13 protein-coding genes are annotated in these 17472 nt (G+C 71.9%); 4 read left to right on the top strand and 9 right to left on the bottom strand.

All coding sequences use genetic code 11. From position 1 onward, the window contains the following. Positions 1-126: 126 nt before the first annotated feature. Positions 127-1275: an alkaline phosphatase family protein gene (locus ABD951_RS17880; protein WP_345347855.1), complete on the top strand. Its 1149-nt coding sequence runs from the start codon at positions 127-129 to the stop codon at positions 1273-1275. Positions 1276-1355: 80 nt separating this feature from the next. Here the strand turns inward: ABD951_RS17880 and ABD951_RS17875 are convergent, their stop codons facing one another. The 4 genes from ABD951_RS17875 to eccCa form a co-directional block, all read right to left on the bottom strand. Beyond that, positions 1356-1646 (bottom strand): WXG100 family type VII secretion target, encoded by a 291-nt coding sequence (locus ABD951_RS17875; RefSeq protein ID WP_345347852.1) that lies wholly within the window; start codon positions 1644-1646, stop codon positions 1356-1358. A gap of 43 nt (positions 1647-1689) precedes the next feature. Then, positions 1690-2004: a WXG100 family type VII secretion target gene (locus tag ABD951_RS17870; RefSeq protein ID WP_345347850.1), complete on the bottom strand. Its 315-nt coding sequence runs from the start codon at positions 2002-2004 to the stop codon at positions 1690-1692. Positions 2005-2149: 145 nt separating this feature from the next. Beyond that, the gene (locus tag ABD951_RS17865) at positions 2150-3460 is read right to left on the bottom strand and encodes a type VII secretion-associated protein (protein WP_345347847.1); all 1311 of its coding nucleotides are present in this window, start codon (positions 3458-3460) and stop codon (positions 2150-2152) included. Positions 3461-3471: 11 nt separating this feature from the next. Next, a complete protein-coding gene (eccCa, locus tag ABD951_RS17860; protein ID WP_345347844.1) occupies positions 3472-7428 on the bottom strand; it encodes a type VII secretion protein EccCa in 3957 nt (1318 codons plus the stop codon). Positions 7429-7603: 175 nt separating this feature from the next. On the opposite strand from eccCa, the gene eccD reads away from it, so the two are divergent. Then, the gene (gene eccD / locus ABD951_RS17855) at positions 7604-9040 is read left to right on the top strand and encodes a type VII secretion integral membrane protein EccD (RefSeq protein WP_345347841.1); all 1437 of its coding nucleotides are present in this window, start codon (positions 7604-7606) and stop codon (positions 9038-9040) included. Beyond that, positions 9040-10392: a type VII secretion-associated serine protease mycosin gene (gene mycP, locus ABD951_RS17850; protein WP_345347838.1), complete on the top strand. Its 1353-nt coding sequence runs from the start codon at positions 9040-9042 to the stop codon at positions 10390-10392. The genes eccD and mycP overlap by 1 nt, the downstream gene beginning before the upstream one ends. Here mycP and eccB read toward each other — a convergent pair. Further along, a complete protein-coding gene (gene eccB, locus ABD951_RS17845) occupies positions 10365-11822 on the bottom strand; it encodes a type VII secretion protein EccB (RefSeq protein WP_345347835.1) in 1458 nt (485 codons plus the stop codon). The genes mycP and eccB overlap by 28 nt on opposite strands. Before the next feature lie 148 nt (positions 11823-11970). Here eccB and eccE point away from each other — a divergent pair, with 148 nt between their 5' ends. Next, the gene (eccE, locus tag ABD951_RS17840; RefSeq protein WP_345347832.1) at positions 11971-13539 is read left to right on the top strand and encodes a type VII secretion protein EccE; all 1569 of its coding nucleotides are present in this window, start codon (positions 11971-11973) and stop codon (positions 13537-13539) included. 3 nt (positions 13540-13542) lie between these two features. Here the strand turns inward: eccE and ABD951_RS17835 are convergent, their stop codons facing one another. The 4 genes from ABD951_RS17835 to ABD951_RS17820 form a co-directional block, all read right to left on the bottom strand. Next, positions 13543-14106, bottom strand: coding sequence for an NADPH-dependent FMN reductase (locus ABD951_RS17835; protein WP_345347829.1), 564 nt, complete (start codon positions 14104-14106; stop codon positions 13543-13545). A 79-nt stretch (positions 14107-14185) separates the two neighbouring features. Continuing rightward, entirely contained in the window at positions 14186-15085 is a 900-nt protein-coding gene (locus tag ABD951_RS17830; protein WP_345347826.1) for an Ig-like domain-containing protein, read from the bottom strand. A gap of 32 nt (positions 15086-15117) precedes the next feature. Further along, positions 15118-16287 carry an Ig-like domain-containing protein gene (locus tag ABD951_RS17825; protein WP_345347823.1) on the bottom strand — a complete coding sequence of 390 codons (1170 nt, stop codon included), beginning with the start codon at positions 16285-16287 and terminating at the stop codon, positions 15118-15120. Between the two features lie 125 nt (positions 16288-16412). Further along, positions 16413-17472: Ig-like domain-containing protein (locus ABD951_RS17820; protein ID WP_345347820.1), on the bottom strand; the 1060-nt coding region annotated here is incomplete at its 5' end.

Genomic DNA, 17472 nt, shown 5'->3' with positions numbered 1-17472 from the left:
TGTCCGTGTCGCTCTGACTCGACAAAAGTTACGTGATCGCCCCGCGTCCCGCAAATCGCCTGGTCACAGGCCCACTGACCGCCGAACACCGGCGTGCGGCGTGCGCACGGCGGCTAGCCTGAGCGCATGTTGCTCGCTCCGCACTACGGTCATCGGTCTCTGTCGGACCTCGTTCCGTCGGTCCTCTGCCAGCTCGGCGTCGCGGGTGAGACGAACCGCCTCGGACTCGACCTGGCCGGTGTCAATCGGGTCTGCATCCTCCTTGTCGACGGTATGGGCTCGGAGCTGCTCGCGGGCCACCCGCAGCAGGCGGCGTTCCTGACGTCGGCGCGATCGTCGGCCGTACTGACCGCCGGATTCCCGACGACGACCGCGACGAGCCTCGCGTCACTGGGCACCGGGGTGCCGGCCGGCGAGCACGGAGTCGTCGGCTACCTGATGTCGGTTCCCGGCGAGGACCGGCTGATGAACCCACTCAAGTGGCGACTGCACGGTGAGGGACCGCGCGTCGACCTGCTGCGTGTACTCGTTCCCGAGGAGTTCCAGCCGACTCCCACCGCGTTCGAGCGGGCCGCGGCCGCCGGTGTGACGGTCTCCCGGGTCGCGCCCCCGTATCAGGGGAACTCGGGCCTGACCCGCGCCGCGCTGCGGGGCGGTGAGTTCCGGCCGAGCTTCTCGATGGGTGACCTGGCCGACGCCGCGGTGGCGGCGATGGGCGAAGGAGATCGCGCGGTCGTCTACGCCTACCACGGCGAACTCGACCTCACCGGGCACGCCCGCGGCCCCGAGTCCGCGGCCTGGGCACTCGAACTCGCCCAGGTCGACCTGCTGGCCCGGCAGATAGCCGAGCGGCTGCCCGCGGACGGGGCACTGATCGTGACGGCCGACCACGGCATGGTGCAGGTCCGCTCACGGATCGACCTCGACCAGGACGACGGGCTGCGTGAGGGTGTCCGGGCGATCGGCGGCGAGCCGCGCGCGCGCCACGTCTACGCCGAACCCGGTCACGCGGATGCGGTTCTCGCCCGGTGGCAGGAGATTCTCGGCGACGACTTCTCGGTGCACTCCCGTGCGGACGTCGTCGCTCGGGGCTGGTTCGGGCCCACGATCAGCGCGGCCGCCGAGCAGCGGATCGGTGACGTGATCGCCGTCGCGACGGGTGACGGGGCCCTGATCCGAAGCGGCGCGGAGCCGTTGCAGTCGATCCTGGTCGGTCACCACGGTTCGCTCACGTCCGCCGAGTTGCACGTACCGCTGCTCGTGTTCCGCCCCTGACCGCACCGATCGACACGCAGGACGTCCCCGGTGGCTCTCCTCCACCGGGGACGTCCTGCGTTCACGAACGCGTACCGAGGTCAGGCCCAGCTGGCGGCCGCGCGGTTGTTCGTCGCGTTCATGTCGTCGTTGCCTGCGCCGACCGCACGACCGATCGCCTCGAGCACCTGGTTCAGGTCGTTGGCGGCGGCGTCCCACTTGGCCTGCTGCGCCTGGTACGCCTCGGACGCGGCGCCCTCCCACTCCGCGACGAGCGGGGCGAGGTAGCTCTCGAGGTCGGCGAGCTTGCCGTTGATGTCGGTGCTGGTGCGCGCGATGTCGGCGCGGGCGCCGTCGATCGCAGCGAAGTCGTAGCGCATGGTGCCACTCATGTTGTCCCCCTGTTGAAATCGATCTGAGCTGACGGTCCTGTCGTCAGAGGTTGAGGCTGCCGCCGACGTTGTTGATCGCGCTCACGTGATCGTCCTGGGCGGTCGCGAACGCGACCCCGTTCGCTCGGATGTTCTCGCTGATCGCGAGCAGCGACTCGTTCAGCCGCTTGGCGCTCTCGTCCCACCGGACCATCAGGCCGTCGAACGCCGCCTTCGCCGCGCCTTCCCACACGCCGTTCACCGCGGTGAGCCGGCCCTGCAGCGACGTCAGCAGCCCCTGAATGTCCCCGTTCACGTCACCCACGTGCCGCGCCGCGGTCTCCATGGTTTCGGTGGTGGTCCTCATCTGACCGCTCATGCACCCCTCCTCGATTCTCGCGTCCCGGGATTCCCGCCCCGGTGGGCCGAGCCGGACCGCGTCTACATCCAATTGGACGCACCGTCACCGGAGTTCGGTTCCGTTCGATCCGGGCCGGTTTCGGGTTCCGCCGGCCCGATTCCGGTCAGCGACCCGCGACGTTCAGCGACCGCACGATGTCGCCGCAGGCCGGTTCGACGTCGTCCATCCGGCCGGCGAGGGCCTGACAGCCGATGCTCACCTGGAGTCCGTCCCCGACGACGACCAGCCACCGCACCTGCGAATCGGGGTCGGGGCGTTCGACATACGCCAGGCCGGGCCTCGTATCGACCTCGACCCGTTCGAGCGACCCGAACGTGTCCGCGTGGTCGGCGATCCGCGCCGCGAGCGTCGTCCCCACCCCGTCGAGATCGGCACCCGGGTTGAGTTCCTTGTGCACCAACAGGATTCGGGCAGGTCGACCGTCGTCGCGCACCAACTCGACCCGGTCCGGCCCGGCGGAGGGTGTCCGCTCGTGCCAGCCCGGGGGCAGTGCGACATCGGCGCGTCCGGAGGCGACCCGCGCGGCCGCCGGCGCCGCGTCCGGGGCGACGCCAGGCACCGGCCGGTCCCACCCCCACATCGCGACCCCGACCGCGGCCGCCGCCACCACCGCCGCCGCGGCGGCGGCGGCGGTGATCCACGGTCGCCGAAGGACACCGCGGGCCCGAGAGGCGCGAGCCGGGTGACCTCCGAGCGCGTCGACACCCCACCGGTGCGCTGCGGCGACAACGGCGCCGCCGGACACCTCCAGGACCCGCGGCGCGACACCCCAGCACCGGCGAAGTTCCGCGACCAGCCGCGGCCCGGCCGCTTCGCCGGTGAGCGCGACCCAGGGCGGCGTCCGGGGATGCCACGCGCCCACCGTCGTCACGAATTCCTGTGCGGCGTCCGGGCACTCGGCGATGTCCCCGGCGCCCAGCGCGTCCAACGAGATCCCGTCGCCGACGACCGTCGACGAGGCCGCGGACTGCAGCGTCCCGAGTTCGACCACCACGCCGGCGTCGTCGGCGCCGACGGCCCGGGTCACCGCATCGGCGACGGGGATCAACCGCACGTCCCGCGCCGCCGTCCGGCCGGCCGCGGCCAGCACCCGCCGTCGGCGGGTGCCCCATCGGCTCGGCACGGTCAGGACGAGCAGGTCCACCGGAACCGAGGCTCCGGCGGCGGTGACCGCGTCGGCGACCAGGGCGGCGAGAACCTCGGCCACCGGGACCGCGGTCGAACCGAGGAGCACCACCTCGTCGTCGACGTACCTGATCGGGTACGGCTCGACCGCATCGGCCTGGACGGCCTGGTCGAGGCCGACACCGGACTCGAGCCCGCCGGTGCCGACCCGCACGCCCGCCGGCCGCTCGACGATCCGGTCGCCCTGGCGCGCCCACACGGTCGTCTCGGTCAGATGGACCGCCGCCACCGATCCCCCGGTCACAGCGGCGGCAGCCAGGCGACCTGAATCAGCGAGGCGCCGGCCCGGGTCACCAGCGTCGCCCGACCCGGCGGCATCTCGGTCGGCCGGACCGAGCCGATCAGGTTGCCCTCGTCGCGGCTCCCGCTCATCACCACTCCGGTGGGAACGAGATCCCGCAGGCGCGCGACGACCGGTTCGTACAGGGCCCGCCCGGCGCCCCCGGAGCGACGCGCCACGATCAGGTGCAGGCCGATGTCCCTGCCGTGCGGCAGGTGGTCGAGCAGCGGCAGCAACGGGTTCCCGCTCGACGTCGCGACGAGGTCGTAGTCGTCGACGATCACGAAGATCTCCGGTCCGGTCCACCAGGACCGGTCCCGCATCTGCCGGGGTGTCAGGTCGGCACCCGGCATCCGGCCGGCGAGGACCGCCGCGAGGTCGGTCGTCATCTCGGTCAGTACGGGCGCGTTCGCGGCGTAACCCGCGAGATGGTCGCCCTCGACGACGCCGAGCATCGTGCGCCGGTAGTCGGCGAGAACGATCTTGACCTGCTGCGGGGTGTTGGCCTCCACGAGACCGGCGCAGATTCCGCGCAGCAACGTCGTCTTGCCCGCGCCGCCGTCCCCGAACGCCAGAACGTGCTGATGCTCGTCGAAATCGATGTACACCGGCGCCAGATCGGCCTCGCCGAGGCCGATCGGCACTCGGAGCGTGGGCCGGCCGGGGGCGTGCTCGGCCCCCACCGGCAGCTCCGCCCGCGCGACACGGTCCGGGAGCATGCGCACCGGCGGCGCCGCGCGGCCGGGCGACGCCGCCGCGATCCGTGCGCTCGCGTCCGCGACCCCGGCGGTGAGGTCGGTACCGGACGGGTGCCCGTCGATTCTCGGCAACGCGGTCAGCAGATGCAGGCCCTCGGGTGTCATGCCGCGCCCGGGCCTGCCCTCGGGAACCCGGGTCGCCTTGGCCCGGCCGACGTCGGAATCGGACGGGTCGCCGAGTCGGAGCTCGATCCGGGTGCCGAGCTGGTCCTTGAGCGCCGGGCGGATCTCGGCCCACCGGGACGCCGTCACGACGACGTGGACGCCGAACGACAGGCCCTGACCGGCGAGCGCACCGATCTGCGCCTCGAGCGGTTCGAAGTCCTGCCGCACACCCGGCCAGCCGTCGACGACCAGGAAGACGTCACCGAACCGGTCGTCGGCCAGGTCTGCCGCCGCCGGGCCACCGGCGGCACGAATCCGACGGAACTCGGCCATCGAGTCGATCCCGAGCTGCCGGAATCGTCGTTCCCGTTCCCGCACCAGGGTGTTCATCTCGGCGACGGTCCGGCGGACCCGGTCCACGTCGAGTCGGTTGGACACGGAACCGACGTGCGGCAACCCGGCGAGCCCCGACAGCGTGCCGCCGCCGAAGTCGAGGCAGTAGAACTGGACCTGCTCCGGGGTGTGCGTCAGCGCCATCGCGAGGATCAGCGACCGCAACGCCGTCGACTTCCCGGACTGCGGGCCACCGACGATCGCCACGTTGCCGCGCGACCCGGCCAGATCCACGACGAGGGGGTCGCGGCGCTGATCGAACGGGCGATCGACCAGTCCGACCGGTGCGCGAAGGGGGACCGGCGCCGGACCGCCCGCCGCCGACGCGGGGATCAGAGCGTCGAGCGTGGGCGGTTCGTCGAGCGGCGGCAACCACACCTCGTGGGCGGGAACTCCGCGACCGCGGACCCGGTCGACCACCACGTCGAGGACGGTGCGCCCGGTGTCTTCGACGTCCCGGGCCGGGGCCTCGGGTAACGCGATCGCGGGTGGTGCGGCGACCGGAGCAGCGGTGAAGGGCCGCGGTCGCAGATCGGCGGCGGCCCGCGCGCCCCTCGCGCCGCCCGCGGCGCGGGACCGGCCGGGGCCCGACACGTACGCGGCGGAGAAGCGCACGATCTCGGCGGAGTCGGTCTTGAGGTAGCCCGCCCCGGGAGTCGCCGGCAGGTGGTAGGCGTCGGGAACACCGAGAACAGTGCGGGACTCGTTGGCGGAGAATGTCTTCAGCCCGATCCGGTAGGACAGATGACTGTCGAGCCCACGGAGCCTGCCCTCGTCGAGTCGTTGGCTGGCCAGGAGCAGGTGGATGTGCAGCGACCGGCCGAGCCGGCCGATCGCGACGAACAGGTCGGCGAAATCGGGTTGCTGACTGAGCAGCTCGGAGAACTCGTCGACGACGATGAACAGCGCCGGCAGCGGGGCGAGGTCGGCACCCGCGGCGCGGGCCCGCTCGTAGTCGGTCACGTTCGCGAAGTTGCCCGCGGACCGCAACAGTTCCTGCCTCCGGTTCATCTCCCCGGCGAGGGCGTCGCGCATCCGGTCGACCATTGCGAGTTCTTCCGCGAGGTTGGTGATGACCGCGGCGACGTGGGGCACCCGATCGAGGCCGAGGAACGTCGCGCCGCCCTTGAAGTCGACGAGCACGAGGTTCAACGACTCGGGCGAGTGCGTCGTGATCAGCCCGAGAACGAGGGTCCGCAGAAACTCGGATTTGCCGGAACCGGTTGCGCCGATGCACAGTCCGTGCGGACCCATGCCGTTCTCGGCGGCCTCCTTGAGGTCGATCTCGACCGGGCTGCCGTCGGGCCCGACACCGATCGGGACCCGCAGCCGCTCGCGGGGGCTCCGCGGCGCCCACGAGACCTCCGGATCCAGCGATGCGAGGTCGGGCAGCCCGAGCAACTGCTGCCAGTCGGCGTTCACGGCGGCGTCCTCCGCCGCGCCGTCGGCGGCGCTCTGCGGCGCCACGCGGTACCGGGCGAGCCGACGCGCCGCGGTCTGCGCCTGATGCACCCCGAGACCGTCCGGGACGGCGAACGTCTCGATCCCGGAACTGCTGCGGGCGCCGAGCGACCCGTCGGAGAGCACCAGTTGGATGCCGCGCGTGGCGGACAGCGCCGGCCGACAGCCACCGAGGTCGAGCAGGGTCACCGAGTCCAGGCCGTCGTCGATGATCCCCGGACCGACGGTGATGCCGCCGTCGAGGACGACCACGACCTGTGGGACGCCCGCGGTCGCGGGCGCGGTGCGGGAGAACCGCGCCCGCATCGCCAGGTGCGGGCCGAGGGTGTCGTCGAGTTCGGCCAGCGACCCGTACACCATGCGGGCGGTACCCACTCCGTCCTCGCGATCCGGATGCTGCGCATGGGGAAGCCACTTGACCCATTCCCACTCCCCCGCCGTGTCGGGTCCACACACGACGGCGACCCGAATCTGGTCCGGACCGTGAAACATGCACAGCTGCACGAGCATCGAACGCGCCAGGTTCCGGCACGCCGCCCGGTCGCCCTCGAACGCGATCGCGGCGAATCCGCGCAGAGCGACCGCCGTCGGCAACTCCGGGACCACGGAATGAGTTCTCACGAAGCGTCGCAGCGACACCGCGGACACCGGTTCGAGGTCTTCGACCGGCCCCGTCTCGGGTGTGATCAACCGGGTCGCGAGCCGCTGACTGCCTCGCCCCACCCGAACGTGACAGTGGTCGGCGTCGGTGATCCGCCGCTCCCACATGCGGTCCGACCCGGCGAGCGTCCACAGGTGGTCGGGGTCGGGATGGCTCCATTCGAGCGCGGCGCGCTGACCGTTCACGGTGGTGTGGACGTCCCGCCTGAGCTGGTCCAGGTACCGCAGGTAGTCCTTGCGGTCCTCATTGGCCTGCGCCGCCCGGTCCCCGCCGCCGCGGCCACCGACCAGCATCCCCAGCATGGAGACCACCATCATCACCGGGAACACCAGCGACATCGGGTTCGCCGCCGCTCCCGAGGTGAACATCAGCGCGGCCATGCCGACCATTGCCGCCACCATCACGACCGGCAACAGCTTGGTCAGCAGGTTGCCGGGAACGATCTTCGGGATCTCGGGCGGCGGCTGCAGGCACACCTCGCCGCCCGGCGCACGTGGCGCCTCACGTCGCGCTCGGCGCTGAAAATGCACGGTCGCCATGCGATCACCCCCCTGGTGTCGACCGGACTGCTCGAGCGCCCTCCCTCCCCAGGGGCGACACCTCGAACGCCGGAAACTATCGCACACTCCTCGCCGCGCGCGCAGCCGGTGCCGTAGAGTGCCCGGCGTTCGTAGTGGCGGCGCGGGTGGGGGCCTGCGCCCAAAGGGGGATGTCGTGACGGACTCTGTGAACGTGGACGACCGGACGGATCTGTGCCGGCTGACCGTCCTCACCGATCGCACCCAGGTGGACCTGGCACTGCCGGCCGGCGTGCCACTCGCGTTGCTGATTCCCGAACTCGTCTCGATGATCGAGATGCACAGTGAGACAACGGTGTTGACGGACGCATCGGCGACCGCGGCCGAGTGGGTTCTCGGTCGGCTCGGCCAGGCACCGTTGGATCCGGCGGGGTCGCTGGCAACGCACGGTGTCCGCGACGGCGACCTGCTGTTGCTCCACCCCGCCGACCGGCGGCCGCCCGCACCGCTGTTCGACGACCTGATGCACAACGTCGCCGCGATCGACTCGGACACCGACCGTCGTTGGACGCCCGCCACGGCCCGGGTCACCGGCTCCGTGACCGCGGTCGCCCTCGCCACGATCGGCGCCGCGGCACTGCTGCTCGGACGCGAGCACGACGACGGCCTGGCCGGCATCCTCGCCGCACTGGTGACTGCCGCGCTGCTGGTGGCCGCCGGGGCTGTCACCGCCCGGGTGTACGACGACGGCGCGGCCGGGGTCACGCTGTGGGGAGCGGCGCTCCCGCCTGCCTTCGCCGCCGGTGCCCTCGTCGTGCCCGGGGACCTCGGCGCGGCGAGTGTCCTGCTCGGCGCCGTCACCTGTGGTGCGGTCGCCATCCTCGCGGCCCGGATCAGCGGCGTCGGCGTCACGGTCGGGACCGCCTCGGCGACAGTGTCGGTCCTGGCCGCCGGCGCGGCCTCGCTCGCCGAGCTGACCGGCCTGTGCGCCCCGGCCGTCGGCGGGATCACGACCGCCGCCGCGCTCGCGCTGCTCGCTGCCGCGCCGCGGGGCGCGATGCTGCTGGCGTCACTCCCGCTGCCTCCCGTGCCGTCACCGGGGTCGCCGCTCGACACCGAGGAAGCCGATTCCGGCGAGTCGGGGCCGCTCGCGTCGTTCGTGGGTCTCGAGGCCAAGGCCGCGCGCGCCCGCAGGCACCTGACGGGGTTGGTCGCGGCCGCGGGCGTGACCACCGGCGCCGGCGCACTGGCCGCCGCCGGCGTGCTCGGATCGGACGGGATCGACTGGCCGGGAACGATTCTGGCCGTGGCGTCGGCCGTGGTGTTGATGCTCCGCGGCCGCACCTACGCGAGTCTCGCCCCGACGGCGGTGCTGATCGCCTGCGGCGTCGCGATCCTGCTCCTGCTGCTGACGGGCGCCGCGGTGTCCGCGCCGGACCGCGCGGTCGCGACGTTCGTGCTCGCGACGCTGGGGGTCGGGGTCGCGATGACGCTCGGCGTCCTCGCGCCTCGGCACGAGTTCTCCCCGGTGCAGCGACGGGCCGTCGAACTCCTCGACTACGCGGCCGTCGCAGCGGTGCTGCCGCTCGTGTGCTGGGTGTCCGGCCTGTTCGCCGCGATGCGCGGACTGTGATGCGCACCCGCGCCCGCGTCGCGGCCCTCGCGGTCGCCGCCTGGACCGTCGGTGGTGGCACCGCCGCGTCGGTCTCGCCTCCGACGATCGACCCCGGAGCCCTGCCGCCGGGGAATCTGCCGCCGCTGCCGTCCGAGTTGCGTGACGCCTGTGCGGCGACCGCGGCGGTGACCGACGCCGCGCCGACGCCGGCACCGCAGAGGACGCTGGACCTCGACGCCGTGTGGCCCCTGACCACCGGCCGAGGCCAGCTGGTGGCGGTGATCGACACCGGCGTCGAACGCCACCCACGCCTGCCGGGACTGGTGGCCGGCGGTGACTTCGTCTCCACCGGCGACGGCACCTCCGACTGCGACGCCCACGGCACCCTCGTTGCCGGAATCATCGCCGCGAGCCGTTCGGGTGACAGCGGCTTCGCCGGCGTCGCTCCCGATGCCCGGATCCTGACGATCCGCCAGTCCAGCAACATCTACCGGCGGGTCGGCGCCGTACCGGACGCCGACGGCCCGAACGCCCGCGGCGTCGGGACCCTCACCACGCTGGCGTCCGCTGTCCGCCGCGCCGCCGACCTGGGCGCCACGGTCATCAACATCTCCGAGGTGGCGTGTGTGCCGCCCGGATCCGGCGACAATCCCGCGCTCGGGGCCGCGGTCGACTACGCCGCGCGGGTCCACGACGCCGTCGTCGTCGCGGCGGCCGGCAATCTCGACGCCTGCCCGCGCTCGAATCCGGAACCCGATCCCGCTCGGCCCGATGCGGATCCGTGGACGGACGTCGCCACGGTCGCGACCCCGGCCTGGTACGACGACCAGGTGCTCACGGTCGGGTCCGTCGATCCCGACGGATCGCCGTCGGCGTTCACGCTGCCGGGTCCGTGGGTGGACGTGGCCGCGCCCGGAACCGGGATCACCTCCCTCGACCCACGGCGCCCGCAGGACGCCGGGCTCACCGACTCGGCGAACGGAAAGCCCGTCGAGGGCACCAGCTTCGCGACCCCGTACGTCGCGGGCACCGCCGCGCTGGTCCGCGCGCGTCACCCGGAGTGGACCGCCCGACAGGTGATCGCACGCATCCAGGCGACCGCGCACGCGCCCGCGGCGGGTTGGGACCCGTTCGTCGGCCACGGGACGGTCGATCCCCTGGCCGCGGTCACCGCCGCCGAGTCGGACCCGGTGACCGACCCGGCGTCGGCGGCGATCCCGCCCCCCGAACCGGTGCCGCCGCCGGACACCCGCCCCCGGACCGTTGCGCTGTTCGGCGCCGGCGGCGTCGCGGCCGCGCTGGGAGTCGGACTGCTCGCGTCATTTCCGTTGCGGCGCAGGCGTCATCCCGCCGACACGTCGGACGGGTGAGGGTCCGGGGCGACCCCGTCGTGGGCGAGGAGTGCCGCCTCCCGAGCGAGCTCGGGGCCCGGCGCCAGCAATGCGAGGATCGGCCACGGCGCGGGCGAGGTCTCCGCACCGAATCCCAGAACGGTTGCGGTCTCGGAATTCTCGACCCCGTAACGGACCCCGGTGTCGGCGACGAAGAAGAGTGCGCCGCGGCGCTCGCTCGACGGCGTGACACCGGTCGAGTGGACCAGAGCTCCGACGCCCGGACGCACGAAGAACTGATCCGCGTTGTCCCCGGTGCCGTCGCTCTGCGCGAGGGTGACCGGACGGGCACCCTCCGGTAGCGGCAGCGCGTTGCCGGCGACCACCGCGACCGAGGCCCGGACACCGGAGTCGGCGGGTGCTCCGGCCACCGGGCGCCAAGACAGGCAGCTCACCGGATCTCGCCGCTCGTCGACGACGCGCGGCGGCGTGTCCGGGAAGGTGTCGACGGCGAGTGCCGTCGACTGCGGCGGCCCGGCAACCGCATCCGGCGTCACGACGTCCATCCCGGCCGCACCCTGCGAGTCCGCGTACCGGATCAGGTCGGCGGTCGCGCGACCGACTCGCTGCAGTCCGTCGGCGAGGACCACGTAATAGGCGGTCTCCTGTGCGTCCTGAACCTGGACGACCGAGCCGATCGGCTTGCCCTGGAACGGATACGACGGCAGCCGACCCGCGTCGCGGATCGCCGGCGGCGTCAGCGGCGGCGACTCCGGAATCGCGTTCAGCAGGCCCACGCTGACCGGTCGTGGAACGATCCCGCCGAGGTCGTATGCGAGGGTCACCGCGTGGTCTCCGAGGTCGACCCGGCGGCGGGCGCCGTCGTGGACCAGGAACGTGCCGTCGGCGCTCTGGACGAGCAGAGCCTCATCGCCGCCGAGTTCACGAATGCCCCCGGTCAGGTCCGGGCCGCCGACGACGACCGCGGTGCTCACCGCCCGTCCGCCACCGGACGCGATCGAGTCGCACACCGTCCACGCCCCGGGGTCCTCGTCCGGAAGTGCCGACGGCGCACCGGGAATGCCGAGCAGCGCGCCCCGCGGGCGGGTGCCGAGTTCGGACTCCTTCACGATCACCGGGGAGTTCGCGCCACCGACGATCAGCCGCGCCGACGCCAGGTTCAGCACCGGGTGCAGGGTCTCGCCGCGGGCGACGAACATCGCACCCGAGTCCTCGCCGACGACGATCCTCGCGTCACCGATCTCGTCCTGGGGACGAACCAGAGCCAGCGCGGCGCACCCCGCCACGCCGATGGCGGCGAGCATCGCCCCGACCGCGAACGCTCGTGACTGGTTGCGCATCGGGTCGTGCAGCATCCGCACGTCCCGGCGCACCAGCGCGTGTTCCATCCGGCGAAGCAGGAAGCGATAACCGCTGACCTGCCATCGCGTCGTCGGCTGTGCAGCCATGTTCCCTCCCCCACTTGGCGCACACTACGGCCGCAAGGGTACAGTCCCCGTGGGAATCCGTGTCGTGGGGACGGCACGGAAAACAGGGGGAAACATCGTGATGCGTGGGCGGAGCTGTCCGTTGTGGCCGCCGGCGCCGGTGCGCGCCGTGGTGACCGCACAGGTCGTGGCGGTGGTCGCCGGGGCGCTCGGCTCGGGTGTCGGCCTGATCTGGTGGCAGGCAGCGATTCTCGCCGCACTTGCCGCTGCGGTGACGTTGCTGCCGGTCCGGGGGCGCATCCTGCTCGACTGGGCATCGGCCGCGGTGCGCGTCCGACACTCCGACCCGGAGGCGTTCGCGGCCACCAAGTTCCGCACCGATGACGGGCTGGACGTCGGGTTGTGCTGGACCGCGGGGACGGTGTGCACGGTGATCGAGATGCTCGCGGCGCCCGGGTCCCTGACCCGCCTGGGTCGCGACGAGGCCACCGACTGCCCGGAGGTTCCGCTCCGGGTGCTCGCGGAATCGCTGTTCCAGCAGGGTATCTCACTCGCCGGCATCGACGTGATCGGTCACGGCCGTCGGGTCGCGCCGGATTCGCCGGTGGCGGGCGTCTACGACGACCTGATCGGTCCGCTCGCCGCGACCGCCGACCGAACCGTCTGGCTGGTCGTGCGGTTCGAGGCCACCGCACAGCCCGGGGCGGTGCGCCGCCGCGGAGGAGGCCGCAGCGGGGCCGCGCGGGCGGTGTCCGTTGCGTCGCAACGCATTGTCCGGGCTCTCGCCGAGCGCGGCACCGAGAGTCTCATCCTGACGGCGCCGGCGATCGCCGCGGTCGCCGAGACGATCAGCGGTGGCGCAGCCTTCGACGAGGCAGGACGGTCCCGGGCCCACGTCCCCGTCCGGGACGGCTGCAACACCGGGTACGCGATCGACCCGCGCGTCCTCGGCGACCGACTGGCCGACGTGTGGGCCACCCGCTCGCGCACGACGACCGTCACCGTGCGACTGCGGCCGGGATCGTCGTCGAACGAGGTGCGGGTCGCCGCGTCGTGCCGGTTCACCACGGAATCGGTGCCGAGGCGGTCGACGCTGCCCGGTCTCGTGCCGACGACCCGGGAGCCGGCGGCGCTGCGGTCACATCTGCCGGGCGCGCACCCCGACCTCGACTCGCTGACCACCTTCACGACCGTGACGCCGCGACACCTGGACACGCTGACCGTCCCCGTGGCCGGGTGCGGGCAACTGATCGGCTCCGACGCGACGGGCCGCGCGGTCACGGTGCGCGTCGCCGGCCCGGAGGTCAGGCGCGTGGACGTCGTCGGGGAGCCCTATCTGGCGCAGCAGGTGGTACTGCGGGCGGTGGCGATCGGCGAGCGCATCGCCGTCCACAGCACCGACCCGGAGTCCTGGCGGTCGCTGGTCGGCAGCGTCGCGGATCCGGACCGGCTGACACTCGTCGATCGTCCGGCGGCACGCGGCACCGCCGTGACGGCGGTGGTGTTCGACGGGACCGAGCCCGTCCCCCTGCCCGACACGGTCACCGCGATCGTGGTCCGCGAGGCACCCCCCGTCGACGCCGCCCCGGTGTCGATTGTGCAGCCCGGACTGCGTGGAGGCCGGATCATCCTGTGGTCCAACGGGAGCAGAACCGAGCTGAGGCTCGTGACGATCGCCGCGGAGACCGCCTATCTGGGGCGTCCGCTCGGTGCGTCGGTGCCGCTCGCGGTCGGCTGAGGCTCAGCCCGGATAGGGGTTCGCGGCGCGGGCGGCGCGGAGCACCTCGGCCCACCACGCGAGCTGGCCGAGCAGCCGCTCCGCACCGTCGAGGGCGGCGCCGTCGTCGGTCTCCCCGGCGGCGTCGAATCGCTTGCGGGCCTGGTGGAAGCTGACGGTCTGGCGGATCGACACCATGTGCACCTCCGCGACCACCTGGCGCAACTGCTCGGTGGCGCGCAGACCCCCCGACAGCCCGCCGTAGGAGACGAATCCGACCGGCTTCGCCCGCCACTCCTGCTTCGCGGTGTCGATCGCGTTCTTCAACGCCGCCGGATACCCGTGGTTGTACTCCGGGGTGACCATCACGAACGCGTCGGCCTCGTCGATCCGCCGCCGGAAGCTCTGCGACTCCGGAGTGTCGGAATGGTCGACGGGCAGGGAGATGTCGGCCAGGTCGAGCACCCCGATGTCGAGGTCCGCGCGCTGCCGGGCACGGCGGACGAACCAGTCGGCGACGACGGGACCGAAGCGGCCCCGGCGGACGCTGCCGATGAGGACCTCGAGTCGGATCGGTGGCGCGGACACGGATTCATCGAACCACGTCCCCCTACGGCTGCGGCCCCCGACCGGGTTCGGTTGGGGGCCGCAGTGGGATCCGGTGTGGCTAGGACGAACCGAACGACGGCAGTCCGGGCAGGTCCAGGCTTCCCCCGCCACTGGCCGGGGCCGCAGCGACCTGCACCGTCATCACCGGTGACGTCGACTCCTGGTACCGGCCACCACCCGAGTAGACCGCGGTGATCTGGTGCGCCCCCGGGGCATCGAAGGTGTGCGACAGGGTCGCGCCGCCGGAGGCCACCGCCACCGGTGCACCGATCGGGCTACCGCCGTCGAGGAACTGCACGGACCCGCCGGACGGCGCCGGGGCCACGGTCGCGGTCAGGTTCGCCGCGGTACCGACCTTGGCGGTGCCCGGGACGTTCAACCCCGTCGTGGTCGCGATGTCGGGTGCGCTCACCTCGACGGTCACGCCCATCGGGTTGAACACCTGGCTGGACTGCCAGGTCGCCACGTCGACCGCCAGTCCGCTGTCGAACGTTCCGGGGGCCGCCGTGTCGGGCACCCGGTAGGTCACCTCGAACGTGACGTCCTTGTTCTGGCTCAACGGCCGATCCGACACCAACCAGCTGCCGCTCACCGACAGCCGGTTGTTCGCATCGTCGACCGCCGGCGTCGGGGACGACGTCGACGGACCCGACGTCAGGCCCGACGCCGTCACCTTCGCGCTACCCGGGACGTACTCGAACCCGGCCGGATGCACATCGGTGATCTTGTTGATGTAGCGGTCGACGATGCTCGTCACCTCGAACACCGTCTTGTACGTGACCGTCTGACCACGAGTGACCGTTCCCGGCGCCACACTCTTGGTCACCTTCAGGTTGTCGGTGGTCTTCGTCGCCGACGTGGTGGCCGCGACGGCGCTGCCGCCACCGAGACCGAACCCGAGCGCCACGACCGCGGCGGTACCGACCGCGGCCACTGCGCGGATCACAGTACGGGACATGGGATTTCCTCCTGGGTGTCTGGGAATTCTGGTCAGGAGCCGAAGATGCCGGTCAGCGACCCGGTGTCGAGTGATCCACTTCCGCCGGTGCCACCGCCGGTGCCACCGGTCACGGTCACCGCGACCGACGCGGAGCTCGAGGCATCGAAAGTGGGCGTTCCGGCGAAGTTCGCGGTGATCTGGTGAGTACCCGCGGTGGTGAAGGCATGAGAAAGGGTCGCGGTGCCGCCGGCCACGTCGGCCGTGCCGATCACCGTGTTCCCGTCCTTGAACTGCACGGTGCCACCGTTCGGTGCCGGCGTCACCGCCGCCACGAGGTTCACCGGCACGCCGGCCTGCGCGTCCGAGGCGGCGCTGAGCACCGTCTGGGTCGGGGCAGTGACGTCGACGGTGCTCGGCGCAGAGGTCGAGGCCGTGAAGGTCCCCGCGCCGGTGTACTCCGCGGTGATCGCGTGCGCGCCGTTTGCCGTGAAGGCGTGCGACAGCGTCGCCTTGCCTGCGACCGGGGTGACCGGCGCACCGATCGCGGTCCCGTTGTCCTTGAACTGGACCGTTCCGCCCGCCGGGGTCGGCTCGACGGTGGCGACGAGGTCGACCGCCTCGCCGACGCGAGCACCTGCGGGTGCCGTCACCGTCGTGGTCGTCGTGGTGGTCGGGGCCGAGACGTCGACGTTGACACCCATCGGGTTGAACACCTGGCTGGACTGCCAGGTCGCCACGTCGAACGCCAGTCCGCTGTCGAACGTTCCGGGTGTCGCGGTGTCGGGCACCGTGTAGGTCACCTCGAACGTGACGTCCTTGTTCTCCGACAGCCAGCGGTCCGACACCAACCAGCTGCCGCTCACCGACAGCCGGTTGTTCGCATCGTCGACCGCCGGCGTCGGGGACGACGTCGACGGACCCGACGTCAGGCCCGACGCCGTCACCTTCGCGCTACCCGGGACGTACTCGAACCCGGCCGGATGCACATCGGTGATCTTGTTGATGTAGCGGTCGACGATGCTCGTCACCTCGAACACCGTCTTGTACGTGACCGTCTGACCACGAGTGACCGTTCCCGGCGCCACACTCTTGGTCACCTTCAGGTTGTCGGTGGTCTTGGTCGCCGACGTCGCCGCGGCAGACGCCGTTCCGCCGCCGACTCCGACACCCAGCACCGCGATCGCCGCGACACCGACCGTCGCGACCATTCGCCGCATCATCGACATGACGATCCTTCCGTGTTCACTCGTCTGGATTCATGAAAAAGCGTGAGCTGGTGAAACTTTGACACACGGTCCAACGGCCGAGTGGTCCGGCCGGTATGCCCGGCCGGACCACTCTCGGGTCAGGACCCGAAGATGTTGTCGAGCGACCCGGTGCTTCCGGTGCCGCCGCCGCTGGGCGCCGCAGACACCGTCACCGTCCCCTTCTCCGAAGTCGAACCGGTGAAGCCCGGACCACCGGAGTACACCGCGGTCACATCCTTCGCCCCCGCCGTCGTGAACGTGTACGACAGCGAGGCCTTACCGTCCACGATCGGAACCGGAAGACCGATCGCCCGGGAACCGTCCTTGAACTGCACCGTGCCACCCGCCGACGCCGGCGAAACCGTCGCCCTCAACACGACCGTCTGCCCCACCGTCGCCGACCCCGGCACCTCGACCGCCGTCGTCGTCGCGACATCACCCGGCTGCGGCTCCGACACCGCCACCGACACCGCCTGCGACGTCGAGTTCAAGAACCCGGTCCCACCGGTGAACACCGCCGTGACACTCTGCGCACCCGCCGCATCGAACGTGTGCGACAAGGTCGCACCACCGTCAACCACCGGCACCGGACCACCGACGTTGACGTCACCCACCTTGAACTGCACGGTACCCACCGCATTCGACGGCGACACCGCAGCCGACAGATCCACCGCGACACCGACCTTCGCCGTCGCAGGCGCACCCGCCACCACAGTCGTGGCAACATCCACCGGCGCCGGATCCGTGACGGAGACAGCACCCGCCTGCGACGTGGAGCCGAGGAACCCGGCCGCACCGGAGTAGACGGCGGTGATGTTCTTCGCGCCCGCCGCGTCGAAGGTGTGCGACAACGTCGCAACACCGTTCACCACAGTCACCGGACCACCGACGTTGACGTCACCGTCCTTGAACTGCACCGTGCCACCCGACGGAGCCGGGCTGACGGTCGCCTTCAACTCGACCGCGGCACCGACGTTCGCGGTCGCCGGCACCTGCAGCGTCGTCGTGGTCTGTGCATCCGGAACCGACACGGTGACAACACCGGCCTGCGAGGTGGAGCCAAGGAACCCTGCCGCACCGGAGTAGACGGCGGTGATGTTCTTCGCACCGGCGGCGTCGAACGTGTGCGACAGCGTCGCAACACCGTTCACAACGTTC

This window comes from Rhodococcus olei (assembly GCF_039540555.1).
GTDB lineage: Bacteria > Actinomycetota > Actinomycetes > Mycobacteriales > Mycobacteriaceae > Rhodococcus_G > Rhodococcus_G olei.
This window is presented reverse-complemented; position numbering and strand designations above follow the sequence as displayed.

Excerpts from the sequence above, each read along its gene's own strand:
- ABD951_RS17880 (WP_345347855.1), top strand. The coding sequence starts at position 127 with ATGTTGCTCGCTCCGCACTACGGTCATCGGTCTCTGTCGGACCTCGTT.
- ABD951_RS17875 (WP_345347852.1), bottom strand. The coding sequence starts at position 1,646 with ATGAGTGGCACCATGCGCTACGACTTCGCTGCGATCGACGGCGCCCGC.
- ABD951_RS17870 (WP_345347850.1), bottom strand. The coding sequence starts at position 2,004 with ATGAGCGGTCAGATGAGGACCACCACCGAAACCATGGAGACCGCGGCG.
- eccCa (WP_345347844.1), bottom strand. The coding sequence starts at position 7,428 with ATGGCGACCGTGCATTTTCAGCGCCGAGCGCGACGTGAGGCGCCACGT.
- mycP (WP_345347838.1), top strand. The coding sequence starts at position 9,040 with ATGCGCACCCGCGCCCGCGTCGCGGCCCTCGCGGTCGCCGCCTGGACC.
- eccB (WP_345347835.1), bottom strand. The coding sequence starts at position 11,822 with ATGGCTGCACAGCCGACGACGCGATGGCAGGTCAGCGGTTATCGCTTC.
- ABD951_RS17830 (WP_345347826.1), bottom strand. The coding sequence starts at position 15,085 with ATGTCCCGTACTGTGATCCGCGCAGTGGCCGCGGTCGGTACCGCCGCG.
- ABD951_RS17825 (WP_345347823.1), bottom strand. The coding sequence starts at position 16,287 with ATGATGCGGCGAATGGTCGCGACGGTCGGTGTCGCGGCGATCGCGGTG.